This is a genomic window from Streptomyces sp. YS-3 (genome assembly GCF_045257485.1).
Classification (GTDB): Bacteria; Actinomycetota; Actinomycetes; order Streptomycetales; family Streptomycetaceae; genus Streptomyces.
Map to the genome: position 1 here is coordinate 1 of NZ_JBJHPC010000559.1, position 4663 is coordinate 4663.

Below are 4663 nucleotides of genomic sequence, written 5' to 3' on the forward strand. Positions count from 1 at the left end.
GGATGTGGCGACGGTACGTGAGGGGGAGGGCGGTTCGGCGCAGCGGCTGGTGACCAGGGCGGCGCCCACGAAGGAGAGGGCGTCCCCGGCGAGCAGCCACTGGTAGGCGGCCGTGGTGGCGAGCGCGAGGGCGGCTGCGGCGGCGAGGCCTCCGACGGCCCAGCCGGCGTTGGCCAGGGTGCGGCTGACGGCCTGGTAGCGGACGCGGTCGGGGCCGGCGACACGTGCCGCGTACAGCTTGGTGAGCACGTTGGCGGAGCGGTCGCCGAAGCTGCCGACGGCCGAGTACACCAGGAGGAGCGCGTAGTTGTCGGTGGTGAGCAGGGCGGCCGAGGCGAGCGCGCGCAGGATCTGGAAGACGATGAGCACGCGTGTGAGGGGCAGCCGGTCGGCGATTCGGCCTCCGATGGGCGCGCCCGCGATGCCCACGGCGCCGGCGAGGGCCACCAGGGTGCCGACCTGGGCGACCGAGAGCCCTGCCACGTAGGTGAAGTACAGGACGGAGACGGCGGCCCACAGGCCGCTTCCGGTGCGGTCGACGAAAGCGACCCAGAGCATCAGTCGGCCGTCGCGGCCTCCCGGGACTCGTTCCCACAGTGCGGCTCGCCGGCTGTGCAGTGTCACTGCTCCCCCTTGACGTGAATTATGTATTGGTACATAGTTCAGTACGTGGCAGAACAATATGCGATCGGTGGCACCTCGGCCAAGGGAATTGCCGCTTCCGCCGAAAGGGCCGTCGCCGAGGGCTCCTTGGCGCCCGGGGACACGCTTCCGCCGGTCCGCCGGCTGGCGGAGGAGCTGGGCGTGAGTCCCGGCACCGTGGCGACGGCCTACAAGGACCTGCGCGGGCGCGGTGTCGTGGTCACGCACGGGCGGGGCGGGACCGTGGTCGCCGCCGCGCCCTCGGTCGCCTCGCGTCGCCCGCCGAAGGTGCCCGAGGGGCTGCGGGACCTCGCGGGCGGCCACCCCGACCCCGCCTTCCTGCCCGAACTGCCCGCGCCGGTACGGACGACGGCGGGTGCCCGGTCGCACCGCTCGACACCCCGGCTGCCGCTGCTGGAGGAGCGCGTTCAGGAGTGGCTGGGCGCCGACGGCGTGCCGACGGAATCGGTGACCTTCGCTCATGGGGCGCTGGACTGCGTCGCCCGGCTGCTCACCACCGAGCTGCGGCCCGGCGACGCGGTGGCCATGGAGGACCCGGGCTACCACCATCTGCTCGACCTGGTGCAGGTGATGGGGCTGCGGACGATCCCGGTCGCGGTCGACGACGAGGGGATGCGGCCGGAGCCGCTGCGCGAGGCGCTGCGAGCCGGGGCGCGGGCCGTGGTGTGCAGCCCGCGCGCGCAGAACCCCTACGGCGGCTGCTTCTCCCGGTCGCGCCGGGACGAACTGGTGGGGGTGCTGCGCGGGGCCCCCGAGGTGCTGGTGATCGAGAACGACCACGCGGCGGAGATCGCGGGGGCGCCGCTGCACAGCTTGACCGAGGGCGGGCAGCTGGCCCGCTGGGCTCATGTGCGGACGGTGACGAAATACCTGGGCACGGACCTGCGGTGGGCCGCCGCCGCCTGCGACCCGGCGACGCTGGCGCGGCACGACGGCCGGCTGCTGCTGACCTCCGGCTGGGTGAGCCATCTGCTCCAGGGCACGGTGCTCGCGCTGCTGACCGACCGGCCGGCGGGGGAACTCGTCCATCGCGCGCGTGACGCGTACGGGGAGCGGCGGCGCGCTCTGGCGGAAGAGCTGGAGCGGCGCGGGATCCCCTCGCACGGGGCGAGCGGGATGAACCTGTGGGTGCCGGTGCGGGACGAGTCCGCGGTAGTGAACGGGCTGCGCTCGCGCGGGTGGTGGGTGGCCGCCGGGGCGCGGTTCCGGATCGCCTCGGGGCCGGGTGTACGGATCACCCCGGCGGCCCTGGCACCTGCTGAGGCGGCCCTGCTCGCCTCGGACTTCGCGGAGGTGCTGGGCGAGTCCGAGGCCACGTACGGGGGGTGAGGGACGGAAGGTGACGGGCCGGAGCTGAGGCGCGGAGGTGCGGGGGGCATCCCGGCGGCTCCATGCGGCGCGGCATCCCGGCGGCTCCGTGCGGCGCGGCATCCCGGCGGCTCCATGCGGCGCGGCATCCCGGCGGCTCCGTGCGGCGGGGCATCCCGGCGGCTCCATGCGGCGCGGCGTCCCGGCGGCTCCGTGTGGAGCCGCCGGGGCGCGCTCTCGTCAGCCGCGGTCTCGGGCCACGGCCTCGTAGAAGCGCAGCAGATCCAGGTTGTCCACCGAGCCCGGGTTCACCGCCTTCTCCAGCGGGGTCCCCTGGAGCAGGCGCTTGACCGGCACCTCGATGCGCTTGCCGGTGAGCGTGTGCGGCACGCCCGGGGCTTCGATGATCTCGTCCGGCACATGGCGCGGGGAGAGTTGCTCCCGGATCGCCTGCTTCACCTTCGTACGGAGGGTGTCGTCCAGGACGGCGCCCTCGGTGAGGTGGACGAAGAGCGGCATCCAGTAGCCGCCGTCCGGCTCCTCCAGGCCGATGACCAGGGACTCTCGGATCTCCGGGAGGCGTTCGACGACCTCGTAGATGTCGGCCGAACCCATGCGGACGCCCTGGCGGTTCAGGGTGGAGTCGGAGCGCCCGTGGATGACCACCGAGCCGTGGTCGGTGAGGGTGATCCAGTCGCCGTGGCGCCAGACGCCGGGGAACATCTCGAAGTAGCTGTCGCGGTAGCGGCTGCCGTCCGGGTCGTTCCAGAAGCGGATCGGCATGGAGGGCATCGGGTTGACCACGACCAGTTCCCCCACCTCGCCCACCACGGGCTTGCCCTGCGCGTCCCAGGCCTGGAGGTCGGTGCCCAGGCAGGGGGCCTGGAGTTCGCCGATGTGCACGGGCAGCGTCGGGACGGCCCCCGCGAAGCAGGAGCACACGTCGGTGCCGCCGCTGACCGAGGCGATCCACAGGTCCTCGCGGACCTCGTCGTGGAGCCAGCGGAAACCGTCAGGCGGGAGCGGCGAGCCGGTGGTGGCGACGCACTTCACCCGCGAGAGGTCGTGGTCGCGGGAGGGGTGCACGCCCGCCTTGCGGCAGGCCATCACATAGGCGGCCGAGGTGCCGAAGAGGGTGGCGCCGGTCCGCTCGGCGACACCCCACTGGGCGCCGGTCTCCGGGAAGCCGGGGCTGCCGTCGTAGAGGACGACCGTGGTGCCGGTCAGCAGGCCGGAGACGAGGAAGTTCCACATCATCCAGCCGGTGGAGGTGTACCAGAAGAACCGGTCCTCGGGGCCGAGGTCGCAGTGGAGGCCGAGCTGCTTGAAGTGTTCGAGGAGGATGCCGCCCTGGGACTGGACGATGGCCTTGGGCAGTCCGGTGGTGCCGGAGGAGTAGAGCACCCAGAGCGGATGGTCGAAGGGAACTTGCTCGAAGACCGGCTCGTTGTCACTCTCAGTGAGCGATGACCAGTCGAGGGTTCCTTGGGGGGCAGGGGTGCCGAGCAGCGGGATGTGGACGACGGCGCGCAGGGTGGGCAGTTCGCGGCGGAGCTCCGCGACGACATCGGTCCGGTCGTGCTCCTTGCCGCCGTAGCGGTAGCCGTCGACGGTGAACAGGACGACGGGTTCCACCTGCTGGAACCGGTCGAGGACACTGCGCGCGCCGAAGTCGGGGGCGCAGGAGGTCCACACGGCGCCGACCGCGGCGGTGGCCAGGAGGGCGGTGACGGCCTGCGGGATGTTCGGCAGATAGCCGCTGACCCGGTCCCCGGGGCGTACGCCGAGGGCGCGCAGTTCGGCGGCGAGCGAGCCGACCTGCCGGCGCAGCTCGGCCCAGCTGGTGGCGACGGGCTCGTGCGTCTCGTCGACGTGCAGAAGGGCGGCGTCCTCGGCGCGGGCCGGGTCCTCGGCGGTGCGCAGGGCGTGCTCGGCGTAGTTGAGGGTGGCGCCGGGGAACCACTGGGCGCCCGGCATCGACCGGTCGGCGAGCACCGTCTCGTACGGGGTCGAGAAGCGCACGTCGAACCAGTCGGCGACGGCCTTCCAGAAGGTGTCGAGTTCGCTGACGGACCAGTGGTGCAGCGCCTCGTAGCCGCCGTCGGCCGGTGCGCCGTACCGCTCGGCGGCCCAGGTCTGGAACGCGGTGATCCGCGCCCCGGCGATGCGGTCGGGGCCCGGTTGCCACAGGGGCGCGGGCTGCGGCGCGGCGTTCGCTGGTGAGGTCATGGGTCGGCTCCCGGGCTGGTACGCGTGGTGTGCGTGTGCCGCGCGCACACGCGTAGGGGTGTGCGCATGCGGCGGCTCACAGGGACGATGCCATGTGATCGTCTTGCGCACCAGGGTGTGCCGCCCATAGTCAGGCACCTGTCCATGTGGTGCCACCACGGATGAACGGAAGTTGAACGGAGCACACGGCTCATGATCCGGATGGCAGGGTGAGCCGCATGGACGGCAATGACCTGGTGCGCTCGGTGAAGGCGGTCGGCTCGGTGCAGGGGCTGCGGGCGGTCCGCTCCGCCCTGCGGCGGCGCCGCGCGGACGCGTGGGGGCTGCCCGCGCGCGGCCCCGAGCGCGCGCGGGTGCCGGGTCAGGTGCGGGGCGCGGAGCCCCGGCCGGGCGGCGGAGTGGTGCGTTTCGCGCGCTCCGACCTGGAGGTGCGGGTGGCGGCGGGCGGCGCCGTGTTCTGGGG

The 4663-nt window shown here is 73.2% G+C and carries 3 protein-coding genes and 1 pseudogene; 2 read left to right on the forward strand and 2 right to left on the reverse strand.

Features of this window, described 5'->3' with window-relative positions; genetic code table 11:
• Positions 1 to 558: MFS transporter (locus ACJA3G_RS30645; RefSeq protein ID WP_406556296.1), on the reverse strand; the 558-nt coding region annotated here is incomplete at its 3' end.
• 111 nt (positions 559 to 669) lie between these two features.
• Here ACJA3G_RS30645 and ACJA3G_RS30650 point away from each other — a divergent pair.
• Positions 670 to 1992: an aminotransferase class I/II-fold pyridoxal phosphate-dependent enzyme gene (locus tag ACJA3G_RS30650; RefSeq protein WP_406556297.1), complete on the forward strand. Its 1323-nt coding sequence runs from the start codon at positions 670 to 672 to the stop codon at positions 1990 to 1992.
• A 219-nt stretch (positions 1993 to 2211) separates the two neighbouring features.
• Here the strand turns inward: ACJA3G_RS30650 and ACJA3G_RS30655 are convergent, their stop codons facing one another.
• Positions 2212 to 4200, reverse strand: a complete 1989-nt coding sequence (locus ACJA3G_RS30655) for an acetoacetate--CoA ligase (RefSeq protein WP_406556298.1) — start codon at positions 4198 to 4200, stop codon at positions 2212 to 2214.
• Positions 4201 to 4418: 218 nt separating this feature from the next.
• Between ACJA3G_RS30655 and ACJA3G_RS30660 the strand changes: the two are divergent.
• A pseudogene (locus tag ACJA3G_RS30660) lies at positions 4419 to 4663 on the forward strand (glycosyl hydrolase); the annotation flags it as partial.